Annotated in this window: 15 protein-coding genes; 7 read left to right on the forward strand and 8 right to left on the reverse strand. The window is 54.9% G+C overall.

Features of this window, described 5'->3' with window-relative positions:
- Position 1: 1 nt before the first annotated feature.
- Positions 2-772 carry a WecB/TagA/CpsF family glycosyltransferase gene (locus LA5095_RS25880; RefSeq protein ID WP_208992861.1) on the reverse strand — a complete coding sequence of 257 codons (771 nt, stop codon included), beginning with the start codon at positions 770-772 and terminating at the stop codon, positions 2-4.
- Positions 773-1,124: 352 nt separating this feature from the next.
- On the opposite strand from LA5095_RS25880, the gene LA5095_RS25885 reads away from it, so the two are divergent.
- Together LA5095_RS25885 and LA5095_RS25890 are read left to right on the forward strand one after the other, a co-directional pair.
- Entirely contained in the window at positions 1,125-3,200 is a 2,076-nt protein-coding gene (locus LA5095_RS25885; RefSeq protein WP_055120289.1) for a GumC family protein, read from the forward strand.
- A complete protein-coding gene (locus LA5095_RS25890; RefSeq protein ID WP_055120291.1) occupies positions 3,160-4,482 on the forward strand; it encodes a hypothetical protein in 1,323 nt (440 codons plus the stop codon). The genes LA5095_RS25885 and LA5095_RS25890 overlap by 41 nt, the downstream gene beginning before the upstream one ends.
- 18 nt (positions 4,483-4,500) lie before the next feature.
- Here LA5095_RS25890 and LA5095_RS25895 read toward each other — a convergent pair whose 3' ends face one another.
- The gene (locus tag LA5095_RS25895) at positions 4,501-5,667 is read right to left on the reverse strand and encodes a glycosyltransferase family 4 protein (RefSeq protein ID WP_082442970.1); all 1,167 of its coding nucleotides are present in this window, start codon (positions 5,665-5,667) and stop codon (positions 4,501-4,503) included.
- 116 nt (positions 5,668-5,783) lie between these two features.
- On the opposite strand from LA5095_RS25895, the gene LA5095_RS25900 reads away from it, so the two are divergent.
- From LA5095_RS25900 to LA5095_RS25915, 4 genes are all read left to right on the forward strand, one after another.
- Entirely contained in the window at positions 5,784-6,854 is a 1,071-nt protein-coding gene (locus LA5095_RS25900; RefSeq protein ID WP_055120293.1) for a glycoside hydrolase family 5 protein, read from the forward strand.
- Between the two features lie 42 nt (positions 6,855-6,896).
- A complete protein-coding gene (locus tag LA5095_RS25905) occupies positions 6,897-7,985 on the forward strand; it encodes a GumK N-terminal domain-containing glycosyltransferase (protein WP_055120295.1) in 1,089 nt (362 codons plus the stop codon).
- A 200-nt stretch (positions 7,986-8,185) separates the two neighbouring features.
- Positions 8,186-9,619 (forward strand): lipopolysaccharide biosynthesis protein, encoded by a 1,434-nt coding sequence (locus tag LA5095_RS25910; RefSeq protein WP_158510441.1) that lies wholly within the window; start codon positions 8,186-8,188, stop codon positions 9,617-9,619.
- Positions 9,620-9,841: 222 nt separating this feature from the next.
- Positions 9,842-11,032, forward strand: coding sequence for a hypothetical protein (locus tag LA5095_RS25915; protein WP_055120299.1), 1,191 nt, complete (start codon positions 9,842-9,844; stop codon positions 11,030-11,032).
- A gap of 124 nt (positions 11,033-11,156) precedes the next feature.
- Here the strand turns inward: LA5095_RS25915 and LA5095_RS25920 are convergent, their stop codons facing one another.
- A complete protein-coding gene (locus LA5095_RS25920) occupies positions 11,157-11,738 on the reverse strand; it encodes a VPLPA-CTERM sorting domain-containing protein (protein ID WP_055120301.1) in 582 nt (193 codons plus the stop codon).
- Positions 11,739-12,043: 305 nt separating this feature from the next.
- On the opposite strand from LA5095_RS25920, the gene LA5095_RS32510 reads away from it, so the two are divergent.
- Positions 12,044-12,229, forward strand: a complete 186-nt coding sequence (locus tag LA5095_RS32510) for a hypothetical protein (RefSeq protein WP_144436169.1) — start codon at positions 12,044-12,046, stop codon at positions 12,227-12,229.
- Between the two features lie 302 nt (positions 12,230-12,531).
- Here the strand turns inward: LA5095_RS32510 and LA5095_RS25925 are convergent, their stop codons facing one another.
- From LA5095_RS25925 to LA5095_RS25945, 5 genes are all read right to left on the reverse strand, one after another.
- Positions 12,532-13,995: an aspartate aminotransferase family protein gene (locus tag LA5095_RS25925; RefSeq protein ID WP_082442971.1), complete on the reverse strand. Its 1,464-nt coding sequence runs from the start codon at positions 13,993-13,995 to the stop codon at positions 12,532-12,534.
- 9 nt (positions 13,996-14,004) lie between these two features.
- The gene (locus LA5095_RS25930; RefSeq protein WP_055120303.1) at positions 14,005-15,018 is read right to left on the reverse strand and encodes an NAD-dependent epimerase/dehydratase family protein; all 1,014 of its coding nucleotides are present in this window, start codon (positions 15,016-15,018) and stop codon (positions 14,005-14,007) included.
- Positions 15,015-15,452: an EamA family transporter gene (locus tag LA5095_RS25935; RefSeq protein ID WP_055120305.1), complete on the reverse strand. Its 438-nt coding sequence runs from the start codon at positions 15,450-15,452 to the stop codon at positions 15,015-15,017. Before LA5095_RS25935 ends, LA5095_RS25930 begins: the two co-directional genes overlap by 4 nt.
- A 172-nt stretch (positions 15,453-15,624) precedes the next feature.
- Complete coding sequence (locus LA5095_RS25940; RefSeq protein ID WP_055120307.1) at positions 15,625-16,926, reverse strand: FAD-binding oxidoreductase; 1,302 nt, start codon at positions 16,924-16,926, stop codon at positions 15,625-15,627.
- Between the two features lie 6 nt (positions 16,927-16,932).
- On the reverse strand, positions 16,933-18,369 hold the full coding sequence (locus LA5095_RS25945; protein ID WP_055120310.1) for a UbiA family prenyltransferase: 1,437 nt from the start codon (positions 18,367-18,369) through the stop codon (positions 16,933-16,935).
- Positions 18,370-18,557: the final 188 nt, after the last annotated feature.

Raw genomic sequence — 18,557 nt, forward strand, 5'->3', positions numbered from 1 at the left:
GCTAGTTTTCTGTGTCTGACTTTCCAAATTTAAGCTTCAGAAGTGCGATGAAGAAACGCGGAATCCCTATGATGTACCTGCGAAACAAGCGGCGTGGTTCCTGCAACAGGCGGAACAGCCATTCCAGACCAATGGACTGTACGAATTTCGGTGCCCTGACGACTGAACCGGACATGAAATCGAACAATGCGCCGACGCCGATTGCCACCGTGGCATTCAGCCTGACGCGATTTTCGACGATAAATTTCTCCTGCCTCGGATTGCCCATGCCGACAAGAAGCAGATCCGGTCGGGCGCGATTGATTTGCTCGCAGACGTGCGAGCATTCACCCAAGTCAAAATATCCGTTCCGGGCTCCGACAACATGGTGCATCGGATAGACCGTTTCGATGTGTTTTTTTGCAAGCTGAACGTGGCGGTCCGTCGCTCCCAGCAAAAAAATCTTCAAGGGAAATCCGACTTCCGTGAGAATATCCGGGATCAGATCTGTACCGTTCAAATTGTCCGGGAAAGATTTCCCGTTCAAAAAGCGACTTGCCAGGTCGACGCCGATTCCGTCGTTCAACAATGTCATGTGCCGAAGCGTTTCGGCAAATGCCGGATTATCCAAAGCGGTCAGTGTTGTGTGTGCATTGCAAATGGCGATGTCGAGCGGATAGCTCATCTGGACAGATGACCGCACAAGCTGAACAGCTTCCTCACTGCTCATCCTCAAGATCGCCAACGGACCGATTGGCGATGTACCGGCCCTGATCGGAAGATTCAGATCCACCTTATTCATCAAAGGAGAGCCACATGGTATTGAATGCACTTTATCCGTCTTGTCTTTGTTCAAGATTGAATTGTCTTATCTCGAATACAATTAAAATAACTTAATTCAGAAATGGCGCCGATATTATTATTAATACTTGGTTTTCGTGACACTCGATTTTCTAATTAACCTAGAAACTTCTTCTAAACGCTTGCTCGAAGTTGAGGCGGTTCCGATCTGCTTATTTGCGATGCGTTAATCATGTTTGTTTACCAATGAGGATGGTGACCGGTCTTCTGGCTAAGAACCCGGAAGATGGCGGTCATGAACTCGGCATGCAGCGAATGCGACGAAACTGAAGACCGATGGCAGTATGATTGATTTGTCAGAGATACCGGCGATCCTGCGGCGCCACCTGGTCTGGTTGATCGTGTGCCCGATCGTCTTTGCGGTCCTTGCCCTCACCTACGCCGCTCTCAAGACGCCGGTCTACCAGACCAGCGCGGAATTGCTGGTGCAGCCGGACGGGGTTCAGATCATCGGCACAGATCCGACGGCGCCGGGCAGAAGCCAGACCTTGCAAGCGATGGATCTTGATAGCCAGACCTTCGTGATCCTGTCCGCGGGTGTCCTGAACGAAGTCGCCAACAACCTTAAGCTCGATATCGATCCGGGTTTTTATCAGCCCGGCCTGCGAAACAGGCTGCTTTCTGTCATCGGAGGTGGCCTTTCCGGCAACTCCAGGTCTTCTTCCGATGTTCGGGCCGCAACGCTGGAAGCCCTGAGAGAGGCGATCAACGTCTTTCGGCTGGGCCGATCATTCGTCTTTTCGATCACTGTCAGCCATCCCGACCCCGAGCTGGCAGCGTCAATTGCCAACGAAACCGCCCGGGTCTACATCGAGCAAAACCGAAGCACCCGGACCGAAGCATTGGCCCGAGCCAGCACGACCCTGGGCAAGCAGGCGCAGCAATTGCGTTCACGCGTCGAAACAGCGGAAGCTGCGGTGGAAGCCTACAAGGCGCGACAAGGTTTGATCAGCACCTCCGGCGGGTCCGTCATCGACCAGCAGCTGGACGCGCTGAACACCCAAATCACCGATGCACGGGTCGAACTGGAGCGCGCAAAGTCACTCTATGACCAGATGGCGCCCCTGACGCTGTCCGACGTGGAGGCAGGTGCGGTTCCGGGTGGCACAGAAAACACGGTCCTGAGCTCACTGAGGGTCCAATATGCCCAGGTGGCGCAACAGGTTGCAGAAGCCGCAACAACCCTTGGATCAAACCATCCAACGCTGCTTGAATTGCGTTCGCAACTATCAAATACGCAAAGAGAAATACAAAGTGAGTTGCAGCGTATCAAGCAGTCTGTCCGCAACCGTTTTGAACAGGCCCAGTCGACGGTCAACGCTCTCGAGCTGCAGTCGAAAAATCTCCAGTCGCAGAATACGGTGCAGGGCAAGGCCCTGATCGAACTTCGGCAGCTGCAAAGTGAAGCCGGTGCGAGCCGGGCGGTCTACGAAGCCTTTCTGAAACGCTCCAGAGAACTTGAAGAACTTCCGGAGCTCGACACAAGCACGACCCGTATTTTGTCCGAGGCTCCCGTTCCGACCACTGCGAGCGGGCCCAAGAAAATTCTCGTGCTTGGTGCCGCCCTGGTCTTCGGATTTGCTGTTGCGGCGTCGGGAGCGGTGTTGCTGACAGTTCTCAGGGGACCCATGATGTCCGAACGGCAACTTGTCACGCAAACAAGTGCCCCCATCCTGGCCAACCTGAACAAACCGGCGCAGGAAAGCGCGTCCCTGATAAGATTGCCGCATCTGGCCGGAACCGATCGAACACAGCTGGAGTCCAAGGCTGCAATCGCACGGGTTCGGGTCGCCTACGCACTCAGAAATGCAATCGCCTATAATCGCCCAGCCAACATCCTTGCTCTTTCGGTCGGACGCACCGGCGACACCTCCGAGTTTGTTCGCAGCGTCGCGGAAGAACTCCATGATATGGGTGAAGAGATCCTCTTTGCTCATACGACCAACAATCGCCAGGACGAAACCAAAGTCCCCCGTAAACCTCAACCGGTCACTCCGGGAATAGACGCCATTCAAACGATTGCCGCCAAGCTTTCGAGCTCAAGTGGCGCGGTGCCTCGGTCAGCCGGTGACGCCGATGCGGCCGGTCTTGCCGGGTACCTTCGTGTGGAGCACATCGATCCTCGCAAGAAATATGCGTCAGGCGGCGATCTCGGCTCCGCAAATGAAGATATTCTGCTTGTCGACGCAGGGAACATCGATGAAAGCCCGATGCTGCCGGTCCTGCTACGGCATTGCGACGGCATCATTCTGATCACGGCAGTAGGAGACACCAACGAGACCGAGTTCGAGCACGCGGCCGCCTTCCTGGAACCCTGGTATGACCGGATCATCGGAAATGTTGTCCTCAGCGCTGCATGAGCACCAGATTGCGGTCCCGACAGCACCGGACCTGGAGCGGACACAGTACCGGCTTTGGCTGAAAGCCGTCTATGCAGTGGTCGTCGGAACTCTTCTTTTCAATTTTGTCCTGGCCTTCGTGAACACCAATGTGTTCCGAATTTCCGAAAGCCACGTGATCCTGTCGGAAATGGCATTGCTTGCAGTCGCACTTTTCCTGATCTTCAGCCGCAACACCCTGCTGTTACTGATTTTACTGCTCTATTTCAGCTACATGGCGCTGATCCTCACCTTGCGACCCGAGCTGGATCTCAAGGCGATCCGCGATTTCCTGATCCCGATCGTCTTCTATTTGATCGGCAGGAACTTCAGACAAATCGAGGATGCGGACCGACTGGTGTGGATCAGTGCCCTTGTCGTCCTGTCGGTCGGGTTTTTCGAGTTTGTCTTTCTTGATGTCTATACCGGACTCGTGAGCATCTTCGACTATTACGTTGCCCGTGGGACGCTGAGTGCGGATGCCAATTTCATCGAAGGCTCCAATCTCTTTGTCTCCAGCACACGCGTAGACGGACGGAATTTTCTTGAATTCCTGGGGAACGTTCGTGCCTCGTCGGTGTTCCTGGAACCTGTGACAATGGGCAATTTCGGCGCCTTCCTGTGCCTCTGGGCGCTTTTCCGTTCAGGTATGCGTTATCGCTCACTGATGTTTGCTGCCGCTTTCGCAGCCGTCATTCTCCCAGACGCCCGTTTTGGAATGTTCGTTTGCATTGCAATGGTCGCCGCAGCGGTGGCCGGACTCTTTCTGCCCAGAGTGACCTGGTGGAGCTTGCCGCTGCTGATCGTTTTCGCACTCGGCCTCTACGGAGGCTGGTCGACACAGATCGGATGGAGTGACGATTTTGCAGGCCGACTGGTGCACGCAAGCCAGTTGCTGCAGAAAGTCACGCCGGAGATCCTGTTCGGTGTCGACGGAAACGTGCCGTTCCTTGCAGACAACGGCTTTGCCTATTCACTCGCGCAAATCGGCGCCATCGGTCTTATCGCCCTGTGGACCTGCTATGTTTTCGCACCTTACGAAGATCAGCGCGCAATACAGTTCAAGGCATTGGCCGCGACCTACATCGCGCTGCTCATGACAATTTCCAACTCATTTTATTCGATCAAGCTTGCTGCGCTCTTCTGGATAGTTGCCGGCGCGGCCGACGTTGTCCGCCTCTCAGCCGTAAAACCATCAAGGCGGCCATCAAAACCTTCGCAAGTTGCCGAATTCCCCGGATCTGAGCGCATGAAGCGAGCCTGACTGGCTGCATGGCGAGACTCAAGCTGCAAAGATAGACCGGTAGAGATCTTCGTACTGGCGCGCCCGTGAAGGCCAGCCATATGCCCGGGCGGCATGAACGGCGTCTTCGCGCAGATCCGGTCGCTGTTCCAGCTCCAGATATTCCGACTTTACAACATCTGCTGCCTGACGAGGCTTCGAATAGTCAACCGTGCGAACAACCGAATGTTTCTCCGCAATGACCCTGAAGGCTTCATTGGCTTCAACAACGGGTATCAATCCCGCGCTCAGCGCCTCAATCAGGACGAGCCCGAAACCTTCATACTCGGACGCACTGACAAATAAACTGCACCGCGTGATCAAGTCCCTCAACTGTGTATTCGTCAACCCGACATGAACGTCGACATTACCGGACACTCCGCGGGTTTCGGCCATTTGCAACAGTTCATTGCGCGTCAGATCAGACTCCATGCCAGCGATATCGAGATGCCAACGGGGATCTTCGGCACAAAGCACTGCCATCATTTCAATCAGGCATTCCAACCGCTTGTTCGAAGAAAACCGTCCAAGTGTGAGCAGTCTTCTTTCTGGATGAAGCGTGGCGGCGTTCCGGAATTTTTCAATCGCCACGCCGTTTTCAATTAGGACCGACTTTCCTGGAGATATCTTGTTGAACAAGTCAAGATCACTGGTGCTGCAACAAGCAAGCGCTGAATACTGCGACGCTGACAAGCGCGTAAGCGTATTGAACCAGACAGATTTCAGCCTGGCGAAGTTTCGCGTATGAAAAAATCCGCCATGTGTCGTGGCCACCAGTTTCCGGCGATGTACCGGTCTCGTTATTGCAAGAAAATCGAAAAAGAAATCGATTGCGTGGACATGGACCAGATCAGCATCAGAAATCTGTCCGAGTACCGAAGGAGCGAGCGGATACCGCGAACTGCCTGAATAGGGAATACGGATCACTTCAATGCCGTCGATGACATCGTGGTGCAAAAGACTTGTCCCCGGATCGGTGAACAGGCGGTCGAGTGTAACGATCCTGACGCTGGCGAACCGGTCTTTCTGCTGAACCGCCAGATTTCTGACGACATCTTCCAGCCCACCGATGCTCGGCGAATACTGCCTCACGACGTGAACAATATTCTTTCCCGAAAGGCTCGTGGGGTTGTTTTCCGCGATGTCCGGCTGACCTATTGCGTCCATCCAAGTTATCCGGCGATACTCGCTAAGTGGTGTTATCAGGAACCACATTATCATCCGCCCATCAACAATACCTTTATCGCCAGTCCATTTGACGCAGAAGCCTCCGAAACAAACGCATGTTCAAGCCCACTTCCGCTCTTCCACCGTCTCCTCCTCGGCTTGCAGCTGCAATTCGTCCTGCGTTCCTCTTCTGGTTCATTTGCGCCCTGGTCCAAATGCCTGCATCGGCTCAGGCGACCACATGCCTGCGGGGCGTTAATATTGCCGGCGCAGAGTTCGGAGATCCGGGTTCCATTCACGGTCAGGGTTACATCTACCCTTCGGAAACAACACTCGACTGGGCGGCGCAGCAGGAAATGACCGCGATCCGGCTTCCATTCCTCTGGGAACGCCTGCAGCCGGAGCTTTTCGGCAACTTCGATCCTGCCGAACTCGCACGCCTGCAGGTCACCGTTCAAGCCGCCAACAGCCGTGGCCTAAGCGTTGTTCTGGATCTGCACAACTATGCCGAATACAGGGGTCAGCGGCTTGGAACCGGCAAGGTCACGAGCGAAGCACTTGCCGACTTCTGGAGGCGGCTGCCTCCTTATTTCGCTGGAAACGACATGGTCGTCTTCGGCCTTATGAACGAACCTGCCGACATCACGGCCAAGACCTGGTTCGAGGGAGCACAGGCGGGTCTCGATGCGATCCGCGACAGCGGCGCGGATCAACTGGTGCTGGTTCCGGGCACGATCTGGACAGGCGCATCACACTGGTTCGACGAACAGGATGGAGGGTCGAACGCGGATCATTTCCGGAACATTTCCGACAAGGCGGACAATTTCGCTTTCGAGTTCCATCAATATCTGGATGAAGACTACTCCGGAACGCATGCATCCTGCCCACGCACGCAAGATGCGCTCAGCGCACTAAAAAAGGTAACTGACTGGATGAGAGACCACGATTTCAAGGGTTTTCTCGGTGAATTTGGTGGCAGCCAGTCGGAAGATTGCCTGGAGGGTCTCAAGGACGTTGCCGGATATCTCAACAACAATCACGATACATGGATCGGCTGGACGGCATGGGCCGCTGGCGACTGGTGGGGAGACTATCCCTTGTCCCTGCAACCGTCTGCAGATGGTGAAAAGCCTCAAACAGTGGCGCTTAAACCGTTTTTCAACGGCTTTTCCGGCCAATGTGAATGAATGGAGCTCAATAAACACGTACATGCGTTGAAAGGTCTTTGAATGCCTGAGGAAATCCTGCTGGTTTCACGGCACGACTACCGGACCGGGTGGCGCGCAAACCTGCATTTTCTTGCCGATGCCTATCGCGACCTCGGCTGCAATGTCCGTTTCGTGTCCACCGGCTTCAGCCCGCTGTCGCTTCTTTCGAGCGATCACCGCAAGGGTTTGTTTTGGGCCGGCAACACGTGGCAGAACATAAACGGTGTCGATTGTTACCTCTGGCGCTCGATCATTCATCCGTTTGGCAAGGGTCTGGGCAACCTCAAGTCCCTGACCAGTGGCTTGTTCAAATGGTGGATCAACTCGACATGCAACGCCCTGGACGACGCTGCAGCATCTGCAGACGTCGTCATTGTCGAGTCGGGCATCTCGGCGAGCCTGGTCGGCCGGATCCGCCGCTCTGCTCCAAAGGCGAAAATCATCTACCTTGTGTCTGACCTGCTCGATACTGTGGGGGCACATCCATTCATCGAAGAACAGCTCTTCCGGGACAGGGACGCCATCAGCCACATCGTGGTCGTTGCACGGGCGATGGCGGCACATTTCGAACCGTATCGTCGGCCCGTTCATTTCATACCGCACGGATTGTCGAAATCCGAATTCGACAATATAGGTCCAAGGCCCTATTCGGCAGGCAGGAACGTTGTCACCGTCGGTTCGATGTTGTTCGACCCCGGTTTCTTCCATGTCGGTGCCAGGAGTTTTCCGGACGTCCAGTTCCATCTCATCGGAACCCCACAGATGGAAGAGAAACCCGAAAACGTAACGGAATACGGCCGCATGCCATTTGACCAGACACTGCCGTTCCTGAAGCATGCAGATGCTGGCATTGCCCCTTATCACGATCAGGACCATGCCGAATACCTGTCCGATTCCAGCATGAAGCTCATGCAGTATGACTACCTGCAGCTACCGGCAATCTGCCCGGACTTCGCGGCCGGCGACAACGTGAACCGGCACGGGTACCGACCGGGAAACGAACCGTCGATCCGGACTGCCATTGAAAACGCCCTGCAGACGCCATTCAAAGCAAACACAACCGAAATGCTTGACTGGAAGGATGTGGCAACAAGATATATTGAACTCTAGGGCACGGTCTCCGGTAATCAATCATCAAATCTTAATTGCTCATATCTATAAGTTGTTTCTGCTTGTACGACGGCAAATAACGTAAAATCCGGTGCGGAATCGCGGATACCGGAAACCGTTAGGGCACCAACAAAAAGACACGCCAACGGAATAACTGCGATGGGCCCCACCTGATGGCATCCATGTTGCGAATGTCAGTTGTGAATACTTCAGCCGGCATGCTGTCGATGATCGCAGGCTTTGTCTGCAGCATCATCGTTGCCAGAACCCTTGGTGTGGATGGAACCGGTATCGTTGCCTATGCGTTGTGGTTCATGTCGGTGGCCACGCTTGTTGCGGATCTGGGCATGCCCCAGGCGACATTGCGCTTCATTGCTCGGGACACCGACGGCAGTCCGGAACTGAGAAGCGGCTTGTTCCGCAGATTGTTTTACCGCTTTGCATCGGCGTCCGTCGTGGCTGCGCTCGCAATGGCCTGTTACGCTTTCTGGTTGCTTCAGCGCGGTCTGGTCGAAAACGCGACTGTCTGGTTCGTCACCATCGCCCTCTATCTCAGCTATGCCTATTCGACCATGGCGATCGGAGCGGCCCAGGGACTGGGGCAATTCGACCGGGCAGCGCACCGGACGCTGGTCGGCTGTCTGATCCAACCTTTTGCCGTTCTGGGCGGTGCTCTCGTTCTCGGACCTGCGGGTGCCATTCTCGGACACGCGCTTCGGCATCTGCCGCAAGCAATGGACCTGAAATCCTATCTGGCAAAAAGACCCTCCGAAAGAAAACCAATTCCAACTGAAATCCGCAGGTATGCGAAAAACAACTGGATTTCAGGGAGTATCCTTGCGTTGTTCGGAGCGCGGATCGAGCTGGCGATCATCGGGTTCTTTTTTTCGATCACCCAGGTTGGTTTTTATTCCATCGGCCTGACGATGGCCGGCATGATCGCGCAGCTGGCGCTCTTCATTGTCGCGTTTGTGGTTCCCAAATTCGGGGAATTGCACGATCAGGCGAACGACCGGGCCTTTGCCGATGCTTTCGAGAGAACAATCCGTTGGTTGTCCATCGTCATTGCACCAATCACGATCGGTGGAGCCGCAATTGCTCCCGAACTCATCCCTCTTGTCTTTGGTTCCGACTTCTCCCCAGCCGTCGGTCCGGCGGTGATACTGCTTGTCTTTTCCATTGCTCAGGCGCTGGCCGCAGTTCTTTCCCGCGCTATTCTCGCAAAGAACCGCAGCTCCGATGAACTTCGAATGTCACTTGTCTGGTGCGGCCTTTCAATTGTGGCCCTGATGATCGTTATTCCATCTTTCGGACAAACAGGCGCTGCATGGACGAGAGGCGCTGTGAATACTCTTCTGCTGGGCATTCTCACGATCTATTGCAGCCGTGTGCTCAACCTCCACGTTCCGGTTCTGACACTGACCAAGAGCATTTCAGCCGCCGCCCTTTGTGCTGGAGCCGCACTTGGCGTTCTGCAATTTGTCTCCGGCATTCCGGGTCTCGTTCTGGCGGTGATGGCTGCCGCACCGGTCTATATCGTCGCGCTGCTCATACTGCGAACGGTGCCCTCGTCCGAACTTGAACCGCTAGCGAACGAGGTCAGATCCCGTCTTGGGTTGAATAATTTCTCCTGAGGCTCAGCACGATCCAGAACTGCGGAGGTCATCGGTGACCGGAGTTTGTCCCGAAGTCGTTTAAGCAGTTATTAGCCAGACTTTTTTATGGTGATGGTGGTCCGGGGTCTACGGGGCCGCATCGATACAGATCGCAGGCGACCACGACACAGGATCATTGGGCTCGTCTCATGGGACGAAGACCGCCGCTCGTTGCCTTAACAAAGAAGATTGTTCCAAGTCATGACTATCGAAACCGCATTTGGCCATCGGTCCGGCCCCCTCTCGAATGCGCTTGGCCGGATCTTTTCCACGAACGTCGTGAACACCATCTCCGTAGGTGTCTTTTCCCTGATCGTACTGGGTACACTCGCGCTCGCCTATTTCAATCCCGTCTACAACTGGGACATTCTGGCGTATGTCGGTATCGCCGTGGAAGACAGGCTTGAAACGGCGGAAGAAATTCATGCAACCGCCTACAAGGAAGTTCAGGATGCCGCGTCCGATCTTCAGTTCTACAAGGTAACAGCGAGCATTCCCTACCGCGTCGGGCAGTACGAGAATCCGGAGCACTTCGTCTCCCTGTTTCCCATGTATCGCGTGAAGGTTGCCTATACCGAGGCCATCAAGATACTCGGGGATGTGGCTGGGCATGTCCATGCCACAACCATCATCTCGACCGCTTCAGCTGCGCTTGTCGGGTTCATCATCATCGTCTGGAGTTTTCGTCGGGACTTCGTGCAGGGCTTGCTTGTTGTCGGACCTGTCGCCATCCTGATCGGATACGTGTTTTCAGCTCGTGAAGCGACACCCGACCTCATGATGGCCGTCTTCAGTCTCCCGGCCATTTACTTCGTCTGCCGCGAAAAGCCGCTCTTTGCCGCACCGTTTCTTTATCTGATGTTTCTCGTGCGTCCGGACGGCATCCTCTTGTTTTTCGCTCTCCTGCTGGCTTCGCTTGCACTCGGCAAACACAGGCTGATTTATCTCGGTCTGTTCGTCGCCTGCGTCTTCCTGTATTTTCCCGTCGTGGGATCCGCAGACCATCCTGGCTGGTGGACACACTTCTATTTCTCGAACATCGAATACCAGGACGATATGCGCGGATTTGCTCCGGCGTTTGACGCAACCCTTTACGTGAAGGCGCTTGTCGTCAATCTCGCCAGAACCGTGCAGACTTATGACTGGTTGATGCTTCTCGCGGTTTTCCTGTTCGGATTCGTGCTGCTGGTACGCAGTGGCAGGGAGATCTCCAAGGGGCAGTGGATCGCGGTGATTGCGCTGACACTTTGCATCGGCGGGAAGTTCGTTACCTTCCCGCTTCCGGACGACCGGATCTACCTGCCGTACATGCTGCCTCTGTTGCTGGTGCTGATGGAAATCTGGAGGCCGGAATTTTCATATCCGGCTGAAAGGATCAGGTCGGATCAGTAGGGGCGCCTGATCGCGATCCTGGAAGCAATAAACGCCGCCCGATGAGGGCGGCGCTTTGGTTTGTAATCCTGTGCTCGACATTGAGCGCTGAGACGGCAAATGCGCGTCACATGCCGCGTTGAATTCAAGCGCTCTTGCGGGACCTGAACAGCGCCAGACCACCAAGGGCCGACAGGAGAAGTACGGCGCCAGCCGGTAGCGGAACAACCGTTGCATGGACTGACCAGTATCCGTCTTCGATGGGTGGCAAGCCGCCTGCTGTTGCATCGACCTGGAAGGAATGTGTTCCTGCTCCCAGAATGCCAAGCACGCTCGGTCCACCCGTCCCTGCGAAGCTGAAGGTATTTCCGCCCCAATTGAAATCGCCGTCAAAAAGGCTACCTGCATGGGGTGCCCATCTAAAGGCGATTTTGTAGGCCCTATCCAGGGTCATGGTCCAGCCGTCTTTGAAATTGGTGCTGCTCGCATGTCTGACGGTGCCGAAAATATGAGTATCGCCTACAAGGCTAAACGACGGATTCCCGGTTCCATTGCTGAAATCGTCGTACAAGGGTGTACCGCCCGGCGCCCACGGGTTAAGTGGTTTGGGACCATTTTCCTGAACGTTGCCGGATATATTGCCCGAAATCGGGGCCGCATTTGCTATTCCTGCGGTTGCCAGGGGGATAGCCACTGCTGCGGCCAATGCTAAGCCAAGAATTCTCATGTGAAGCTCCTACCAATACAAAATCTGCCCCAAATGTAAAAAAACCGAGTTTCCTTAGATGAAACTTTCTCTTTTCATGCGGAATATTAACATATTATTAACTCTAAGGAAATGTTCGCATTGAAATAAAAAACATTACAGAACAATGGGTTACATGTTTACCCTGCAATCTCTGCGTTATCCGGCGGACGCTCAAGCTTCAGGCGATATTTTTTCAGCGAGTCCGCTCTGGAGAAAATCACCCCACACGCCTGGATGGCGTTGGTACACACCGCAATGCAATCTGTCGTTTCACCAGATGGCATTTGCCTGATTTTCGCTCGTCCGAGACATTGCTCGCACTCAGCAAAAAACACAGGCTCACGCATCTTGCGATCGACACGTTTCACCGTGTTGTGGTGCTTGTCGTCAATCTGGCCATAATCCTGACGGCGTGTGGCTGGCTGATGTTTCCGGCGGTCTCGTACTGCCGGTCAGACGCAGCAGGGTGATACCCACGAGATGATGGTTCGCGGTGACCTGCCCGACGCTCTTCGTCGGCGGCACGTTCGTCTCATTCCACCTTCCGCACGAGCAGATCCACCCAGCTGCGAACTGCCGTTGTTTACGATGCCCGTTGAAAGGTGATCCAAGTTCTCAATCGGCCGCGCGAGGTCGTGGAACGATTTGGGCGGATTCGGAGCGCAACCTAACCCATCTGAAATCAAAAGGCCCGCTCGATCTGAGCGGGCCTTTCAACTTGTTCTCCAACCGGCGGCAGCATGAAGCGCTCCGGCATCCGGCAGTCTGCCGGTTATCCCTTTTGCGACTTGATAAAGCCATTGACGATGCTGACGATCCCCTTCGACAGGAGGTCATCAAGAGCGTCACAGAACGTGTCGACGTTCTCTGAGGTGCAGACCAGCGGCGGCTCGAGTCGGATCACATTTCGGTTGTACTCGGTAAAGGCAACCAGGATGTCATAGTCCCTGAGAAGCTGCGCGCCGATAAATCCCGACAGCGATCCCTTCAGCTTGTCATCCAGAAGGGAAATCATCGGTCTCAGCACTGCCGGCATCGTCTTGGAAAAGTCCTGGAACTCCAGCCCCACCATCAGGCCCTTGCCGCGCACGTCCTTGATGATCTTCGGGTATTTTTCCTGAAGAGCCTTCAGACGGGAAATCAGATGGTCACCGACACGCGCGGCGTTCTCGATCAGGTCTTCATCGTAAAGAACATTCAGGCCTTCGATCGCGGTGATGCTTGCCTCGCCTATTCCACCGAAGGTGGCCTGGGCATGGATCATCGCCGTTTTCGGCGACCCGTAGGCCTTCATGTAGACTTCGCGTTTTGCGATCATCGCTCCGACGGCGGCCTTGCCGGCGCCGAGAGATTTGGCAAGCGCAGTCACGTCCGGAACAACACCATAGTGTTCGAATGCATAGAACTTTCCGGTGCGGCCATAGCCGCATTGAACCTCGTCGGCGACCCAAAGGACATCGTGTTTGTCACACAGGGCCCGCACGCCCTTCCAATAGCTTTCCGGGGCGGAAATGATGCCGCCGCCGCCCTGGACCGTTTCCAGCACGACAACGCCTATGTCCGGATCCGATTCAATTGCGCGGGTCAGAGCCTCCAGATCTCCAAACGGAACCTTGATGCGGTTCTCCACCAGATTGAAGTTGCCCTGGTAGAGGTCGGAGTCCGTGATTGACAAGACGCCCTTGGTCTTGCCGTGGAAGGAGTTCCCGGCGTGAACGATCTTGCAGTTCGGCCGACCGGAGGCCCGTTCCGCGACTTTGACCGCGGCCTCCATCGCTTCAGACCCAGAAGACCCGAGAAACACCATGTCCAGTTCACCGGGAGAACAGGCTGCCAGGTTCTTTGCCAGCGCAGACGCGTATTGCGACAGAAAGGCAATCGCGATCTCGTGTCGACCTTCGTCCTGAAATTTCTGACGGGCTGCAATCACGCGCGGATGGTTGTGACCGTGCGCCAGGGAACCGAAACCACCGAAAAAGTCCAGGATCTTTCGGCCGTTCTGATCGACATAGTACATGCCTTCGGCAGTCTCGATCTTGACCTTGTGAAATCCGAGCAGCTTCATGAAGTGAAACTGCCCCGGATTGATGTGCTCCTTGAAAAGATCTGCCATCGACTGGGGATCAAGGGCTTTTGCCTCTTCGACCGTCAGAAGATCCGGCTTTGCGGTGTTCACGGGTTCGGCGTCAACATCGACTTCGGAGAATTCGGGGCGGATCGCGGTATTCTGCAACATCTGGAATTCCTATTCTGCGGGCTGGGCCGTGCCGTGGTCGACGCTGGTTCCGTCTTCTTTTTGTGTGCGATATTCGTCATATGCGGCAATGAGCATGTCTTCGTCCCGATACGCGGGAACCCAGCCGAGGTCACGTTCGCCCTTTGAAACGTCCAAAACGCACATTTCGTCAGCAATCAGGTACTGTTCGGGATCCATCAGGGGCAGATTGATCGCGTCCAGAAAATCGAGGGTCCGCTTCACGGCAAATCCCCATGTGGGCAGCAGGATCGACCTTGAATTTGCGTGCTTGACCAGATCGCCGAGCAATTTCCTGACAGGTGGCGGATCAATGGAACCCAGATTGTAGGCCTGGTTCGGCACGCCCGCCTTCCAGGCCTTGTAGGCCGCATCCGCGCAATCATAGACCGAGATGAACTGGTAGGGATTTTTCCCCGATCCGATCATGGGCACGGGCAAGTTCATGTCGATCAGCTTGAAGAGCTTGGTGAGAATACCAAGGCGGCCAGGACCGATGATAAGCCTTGGCCGGAAGAGCGTGATATTCATTCCCCGTTCCCGCCACTCGGCCGCCAGAATTTCGGTATCCAGCTTCGACTGCCCATATTCGCCGAGCGGTGCGACGCGATGATCTTCTGTCATCGGAAACGTGACCGTATGGCCATAAACCATGTCGGTCGTATAGTGCACCAGCTTACGCGCACCGGCACGGTCCATCGCCTCGATGATGTTCTTTGTGCCGTCAAAGTTGACCGGATAAAAGAAGTCGTGCCGCTTTGAACGCACCTGGATCGGCGACAGCATTTTCGCCGAGAGATTGTAGACTATATCTTCGCTGCTTATCGGCACGGCAGCGACGGCCTCGGGATCCGTTACGTCGCAATCGACAATCGTTGCCTTGGCATAAAGATGCCGATGGCTGTCCGCGATGTCGGCGACGATGACTTCCTCGCCGTGCTCAAGCAGGCGCTTTGCAAGCTGCCGGCCGACAAAGCCGTCACCGCCAAAAAGGATATGTTTCACTTCGAGGTCTCCTCAAGAGCAGCTGTTTGAACCTTGGTGGATGTTCCGGCGCGATCGTGGTTGGATCCGCCCTGCGCGATGAAGACCGTTCCGACACAAATCAGAGCAATGCCGAAAACGCGCATCGCGTTCAGATCTTCCTGAAAAATGAAATAGGCGTAGACGGCGACCACGACGTAGGCGAGCGACAAAAACGGATAGGCGTAGGACAGTTCCACCTTCGACAACACGTATAGATGAGACGCCATGGAAATCACGAACGTGCACAGCCCCAGGAACACAAAGGGCGAGAAGACGACCTGCAGCAGTTTGATGATCAGATTGCTATGCAACGTGCTGAAGTCACCGATCCGGACCATGCCGTATTTCAACAGGATCTGCGCAGCGGCGTTGGTCAGAACTGTAAACAATATGAAAGGAAGGTAGGTATTCATGCAGGGCCATCTCCGCGCGCGCTCGATGTATCAGCGAGATTATTCAACGAATTCAATTATTTTGTCTTAATTTTAAACTTGCTCCAACCACCCAACTCGACATGAATAATTAATTGTTACCACGAATTATTGTTCTTACTAATAATTTTAACTCCTGGTTTACTTAATATTTTCATTGCAATGCTGTTCGCCGCCAGAAATCTGAAAGCAGCAAGGGGTCTCGCAGCAATTCAAGACGCTGCCACTCCGGAAACGAGGCCTTGAAGGTTGCAGCCGACATTCGCCGGTCCTTGTACGGATTGACCGCACCGCCGGCGGCAAGTGTCACTTCGTCGAGTTTTTCCAGGAGCCGGTACGTCGAAGCTCCCTTGTCCGGAAAGTCCAGTGTTAGCGTGAAACCTGCGTGCGGAAAGCTCATGAATCCGGGACTTTTCATTGACCCAAAGCGTTTGAGAACCGTCAGGAACGAACCGTGCCGACTTGCCTGAGTGCATTCCAGGAGGGTTTTGACAGTCTCAAAACCCTGACTTTCCGGGATCACGCTTTGATGCTGATGAAGCCCGCGAGGACCATAAAGGCGATTCCAGCTGCCAATGCTATCAAGTGGAAAAAAGAAGGTGTCGAACGGAACGCGTTTCGACGACGTCCCCTCCGGTGCATTCCGGAAATAGGTTTCGTTGAACATCCTCAAAAACGGACCCTGGAGCGGGCTGATCGGTGGCGTGAACGGTATGCTGAGTCTCGATGCGGCTCCGGTTGCAGGATGTCCCCCCGTCTGTTCGTGATCACCTGCGATCAGGTGACCGCGCCCGAAACGCCCTCCCTTGCTGAGAGAGTCGATCCAGGCGACCGCATATTCGTGTGTTTCGTCAATCCTCGGCGCGAGCTCGAAATAGGCTTCCAGGTTGTCGAACCGTGTTGTCTCCTGTCTGATCCACGACGAGCCTGCCTTCATGAGTTGCAACGAGGCCTTGCGGATCAGCCCCGTCAGGCCCAGTCCGCCAATCGTCGCCTCAAAGAGCCCTGTTTCATCACCCTGGTGCAGCACAAGGCTTCCCGCGTCGGAACGATCCAGGTGGATCTCGGTGACATGGCAACCGAAGGTGCCTTTCCGGTGATGATTCTTGCCGTGAATATCATTGGCGATCGCACCGCCAAGGGTCACGAATTGCGTCCCGGGAAGAACCGGCGGAAACCAGCCATGGGGTGCGACTGCATCGATCAGGTCGGAAAGCAGAACGCCGGCTTCTGCCTCGACAATTCCCGTGACCCGGTCAAATGACAGGATGCTGTTCGAGCTTCGGTTCGCAATCGCAGTTCCCGATGCGTTCAGACAGCTGTCTCCGTAACTGCGGCCGTTACCGAATGGCAGAATGCTCCCTGCCGGTCTATCCGATTTCAGAAAGTCCTCAGGCTCAAGAAGATCCGGCGCTTCGACCTTCAGCCCACCCCAGCTCTGGATATGATTTGTCACGGCGACCTACCAGATCGCTGCGATGAGGAACAAAAGGGCTCCGCATCCGATCATCAACTGGCTGCGCCAGTCTTTCAGGATAAAGACAATCGGGTCCTCATGCATTTCGTCCCGACGCGCCAGTATCCATATTCGCATGATGATGTAGAGAATGAGGGGACATAAAAGCCAGATCATCTGCGGCAAGGCATAGGCCTGCTCGATGGCGGGGCTCTGAATGTAAAGCGCGAGCACGAGGACCGCAGCGAACCCGGAGGTCATTCCGGCTTGCGAGATCGTTTCCAGATCCACATGACGATAACCGCGCCCTGTCACTTCCCTGGAGGCGATCTCGCCAACCTGCTGCAATTCGGTGAAGCGTTTTACAAGCGCAAGCGACAGGAAGAAAAACACGGAAAAGGCAAGCAGCCAGAAGGAATATTCGATACTTGCGGCCACTCCCCCCGCAAGGACGCGGATCGTGTATAGCCCGGCCAAAACAAACACATCCAGCAGCAGCATACGCTTGACGGAAAGAGAATAGGCCGTCGTGATGAACAGGTAGAGAAGAAGAATTCCTGCAAATTCGATCGGCAGAAAGGCGGAAATGACGAATGCCGCCACGATTGATGCGAATGCCAGCATGAGGCCATTCGGCACGCTCAAGCGCCCACTGGCGAATGGCCGTTTCCACTTGGTCTTGTGTTTCCGATCTGCTTCAAGATCCATCAGGTCGTTGAGGATATAGATGGCAGAGGCCGATAGTGAAAAGGCGACAAACGCAAGAGCCGCACTGAGAAACACAGAGCCTACGAAAATATCATGCGCCAGAACCGCCGGAACGAAGATCAACGCGTTCTTGAGCCACTGATGGGGCCTCATTGCCTGCAGTGCAGCTTTCAATTCACTTTCCGACGCATCGATGCGGTTCGCGCCAGACTGTTTCTGCCACTGGTTGGCGGCCCGGTCCGGAGCGACAACGATCGCTTCCGACGCTGCTTCGAACAAACAAATGTCGTGGTGCGAATTGCCATAGTACTCGAAGCCGACGCCGCCGGATTCCGCCTCGATGCGCTCCAGTTTGCGCACCGAGGTAAGGTTTGTTTCCTCATCCGATGCCAGAACACCGTCAAACAGGCCGAGATGGCCTGCAACTGCGTGAGCCAGCTTCTCATTTGATCCGGTTGCCAGGACAATGCGCCGGCCCATGGCGCGCTGGCTGTTGAGCTGTTCAACAACTTCGCTTCGATACGGCAGTGCTGTCACGTCAATTCCGGCGATCTCCGCAAGTCTCGCCTTGGTGAAGGCAATTCCCTTCATGAGCCAGCCAAACAATGCGAAAATCACCAATGGGTTCCGTCGCAGGGCCTGAAACAGGCTTTCCCACAGCAGATCCGTGCGGAGCAGCGTGCCGTCCAGATCGACGTAGATTGCCCTGTTTGAAGTTTCTAAGCGCTGATCCATCACGCAGACGTCCCAAGATCAAACAACTGCTCCGGCTTTCTATCGAGCCCAGCAAACCTGATCTTTTCCCTGTTAGCCATTTCTAAACGCACAGTAATCGTGCTTCATTTTGGCTGAACGCTATCGTAAATTTCTTATCATGCGCTTTAAGGCAAAGTGGAAGAGTACGAAAGCTTGCACATTTTACG

This window comes from Roseibium album (assembly GCF_001404515.1).
Lineage (GTDB): Bacteria > Pseudomonadota > Alphaproteobacteria > Rhizobiales > Stappiaceae > Roseibium > Roseibium album.